Source organism: uncultured Alistipes sp. (assembly GCF_902388705.1).
GTDB lineage: Bacteria > Bacteroidota > Bacteroidia > Bacteroidales > Rikenellaceae > Alistipes.
Window position 1 is genome coordinate 1 of the sequence record NZ_CABMQJ010000106.1, and the last position, 3,696, is coordinate 3,696.

Below are 3,696 nucleotides of genomic sequence, written 5' to 3' on the forward strand. Positions count from 1 at the left end.
GCGGCATTCGCTGCCGCATCGGCGGCGGGAACTGCCGGACGCGAGGCTTTGGCCACCGAATCCTGGTAGGCCTGCCACTCGGCCATCTCCTGCTGGTATTTCTCCTGCTGTTTGGTATTGAAGTAAGCGAAGCCCAGGAAGAGCACCGCAACGACGACAATACCTAAAATCGATTTTTTATCCATTTAAAATTTTCAGTTCTATCTCTGTTTCGGATTATTATTTCTTTTCAGACGCATACTTGAGCGCCGCTTTCACGAATGCCACGAACAGCGGCGAGGGGCTCAACACCGTACTCTTGTATTCGGGATGGTACTGCGTGCCGACGAACCACGGGTGGTTCCCGATTTCGACGACTTCGACAAGCCCCGTGTCGGGATTGATGCCCACGGCCTGCATGCCGGCGGCTTCGAACTGCTCGAGGTAGTCGTTGTTGAATTCGTAGCGGTGGCGGTGGCGTTCCGAAATATTGAGTTTGCCGTAGGCCGCAGCAACTTTCGAACCCTTTTTCAGCGTACAGGGATAGGCGCCCAGGCGCATCGTGCCGCCCTTGGCCGTCACGCCCTTCTGCTCCTCCATCAGGTCGATCACCGGATGGGGCGTGGTTTCCATCTCGCTCGAGTTGGCATCGGCCATCCCCAGCACGTTGCGGGCGAACTCGATCACGGCGCACTGCATGCCGAGGCAGATGCCGAGGAACGGGATGTTGTTCTCACGCGCGAAACGCACGGCCACGATCTTGCCCTCGATACCGCGGTTGCCGAAGCCCGGGGCCACGAGGATACCGGCCATCTTACCCAGTTTCTCGGCCACGTTCTCCGGCGTGATTTTCTCCGAGTTGACATAGCGCAGCTTGACCTTGCAGTCGTTCACGGCGCCGGCGTGGACGAACGATTCGCAAATCGACTTATAGGCGTCGGGCAGTTCGGTGTACTTGCCGACCAACGCAATCTCGATCTTCCGTGCGGGATGCTTCACCTTCTCGACGAACGCCGTCCATGCCGCCATGTCGGGCTCCTTGTCGGCCGGAAGGTTCAGCTTGTCGAGCACCACCTCGTCGAGGTGCTGGTCGTGCATGCGCAGCGGCACTTCGTAGATGGTCGGCACGTCGATCGACTCCATCACGGCATTGGCGTCGACGTTGCAGAACAGCGCCACCTTGCGGCGCAAATTAGTCGACAGCGGATGCTCCGTGCGCAGCACGAGGATGTCGGGCTGCAGGCCGTTTTCCAGCAACGCCTTTACCGAGTGCTGCGTCGGCTTGGTTTTCAGCTCGCCCGAAGCGGCCATATAGGGAATCAGCGTCAGGTGCACCAGGGCCGTGCTCTTATAGCCCAGCGAATAGCGCAGCTGGCGCACCGACTCGATGAACGGCAGCGACTCGATGTCGCCCACCGTACCGCCGATTTCGGTAATGATGACGTCGTAAACTTTCTTTTGCGCCAGCAGCTGGATGCGGCGCTTGATTTCGTCGGTGATGTGGGGAATGACCTGCACGGTCTTGCCCAGGTACTCGCCCTTGCGCTCTTTCTCGATGACGCTCTTGTAAATCTTGCCCGTCGTGACGTTGTTGGCCTTCGACGTAGGCTGGTTGGTGAAGCGCTCGTAGTGGCCCAAATCGAGGTCGGTTTCGGCGCCGTCCTCCGTCACGTAGCACTCGCCGTGCTCGTAGGGGTTCAGCGTACCGGGGTCGACGTTGATGTAGGGGTCGAGTTTCTGGATGGTCACCGAATAGCCGCGTGCCTGCAGCAGGCGGGCAATCGAGGCCGAAATAATACCCTTGCCGAGCGACGAAGCCACGCCGCCCGTAACAAATATGTACTTGGGTTTGGAAAGTTTCATTACGTTGTTTACTATTTATTTTCGTTGTGCTCCTGGTTTTCCTCCTGCGCCTGCCGGTCGATCAGCTTCACTTTCTCGATGGCTGCGGTCATCTCTTCGCGGGCGCGTTCGATTTTGGCTTTCACGTCGGCGACCAGCGCTTCGGCGTTCTTCGACTTGGCGAAGAATCCGATGTTGTTCTCCAGCAGGCCGATCTCCTGCTCCAGCTGCCGCACCTTGTTATAAAGGCGCTCGCGCTCCGAGCGCAGGCGGTTGCTGCCCGCGGACTTGAGCGACGAAACCTTTTCGCGGAAACGGTTCATCGAACGGTCGCGCTCCGTGCCGCGCAGCGTATTGAACAGCGCATCGACGGCCGCCTTGTATCGTTTCTGTATTGCGTCTTTCTGCTTGATGGGCACGAACCCGATTTCGCCCCAGCGGCGCTGGAACTCGCGGATGACCTCGTAACCGCCCGCCTTGACGTCGGCCGCAGCCATCTCTTCCAGCAGGGCCAGCTTGTTTTTGAGGTTCTCCTCGTATTCGCCGTCCACGCTCGCGAAGTGCGAAGCCTTGCGCTCGAAGAATTTGTCGCACGCCGCGCGGAAACGCTTCCAGATGGCATCCGAATGGCGGCGCGACACGGCACCGATCTCTTTCCAGCGGGCCTGCAGGGCAATCAGCTCGTCGGTGGTCTTCTTCCACTCCTCGCTGTTCATCAGCGACTCGGCGGCTTCGCAGATTTCGGTCTTCAGCTGCAGGTTGTGCTCCATTTCGGTCTTCACGCCGGCATAGAACTGACGCTTGGCCTCGAAGAACCTGTCGCACGCCGTACGGAAACGCTCGTAGATGCGGTTGTTGTCTTTCTTGGGGGCGAAACCGATGGTTTTCCAGGTTTTCTGGATTTCCAGCAGGCGGTCGCTCGCGCGGTTCCACTCTTTGCGGGTCGTGAGCGGCTGGGCGGCCAACTCCTCGGTAGCGGCGCAAAGTTCCGTTTTCAGCTCGAGGTTGCGCACCTGCTCGCCTTTGAGCGACTCGAAATGCTCCTGGTGCTGTTTGTTGATACGGCTCGACGCCGCCTTGAAACGCTCCCAGAGCGTCTCCTTGTATTCGTTGGCCACGGGGCCCGTTTCGCGCCACTCGTCGTGCAGTTTCTGCAGTTTGTGGAACGCCTCGACCACCGAAGGCTCCAGCACGAGGGCTTCGGCCTGCTCGCACAGGGCGATCTTCTGCTCGTAGTTTTTCTTCAGGTCGAGGTCGCGCAGCTCCTTGTTGATTTTGATGAAGCTGTAGAAATTCTCGACGTGCAGGTTATAGGTTTCCCACAAATCCTTGACGTTCTGCTGGGGCACGATGCCCGTTTCCTTCCAGCGCTGCTGCAATTCGCGGAACTTCGTGAAAGTATGGTTGAGCGTCTCGTCCGAATTGACCAGTTCTTTCAGCTCCTCGATAATCCCGAGCTTGACCTGCAGGTTCTTCTCCTTTTCGGCCTCGAGGTTGGCTATGAACTCGTCGCGGCGGCGGCGGTACTCCTTGAACAGCTCCTTGAGCTGCACCTCGGCACCGTCCACGGCAGGTGTGAAATCCTCCTCTGCACCGCCCTCTTCGACGAACTTGCGGCGCGCGGCCTCGACCTCGGCGCGGCGGATGCGGTAGAATGCAATCTTCAATGCCTCGACATCCCGGCGAATCGACTGCACGGGCTGCTCCTCGAGCATCCGCGTGAACAGGGCCACCAACTCCTCCTTTCCCCTGCCGGCGAACTTGTCCTCGGCGGGCGCTTCCCCGGCCAACTGGTCGGCAGCGGCCTCCTCGGCCGTCTCCCCCTCCAGTTCGAGCCCGGCGTCCTGTGCCGCCAGCGCAGCCTCCTCGTCCGTG

The 3,696-nt window shown here is 59.5% G+C and carries 3 protein-coding genes; all 3 read right to left on the reverse strand.

All coding sequences use genetic code 11. From position 1 onward, the window contains the following. Positions 1-185: hypothetical protein (locus QZT71_RS12135; RefSeq protein WP_295916589.1), on the reverse strand; the 185-nt coding region annotated here is incomplete at its 3' end. Between the two features lie 34 nt (positions 186-219). After that, positions 220-1,842 carry a CTP synthase gene (locus QZT71_RS12140; protein WP_295916591.1) on the reverse strand — a complete coding sequence of 541 codons (1,623 nt, stop codon included), beginning with the start codon at positions 1,840-1,842 and terminating at the stop codon, positions 220-222. A gap of 11 nt (positions 1,843-1,853) precedes the next feature. Then, the coding region (locus QZT71_RS12145) for a DUF349 domain-containing protein (protein ID WP_295916593.1) at positions 1,854-3,696 on the reverse strand (1,843 nt) is incomplete at its 5' end.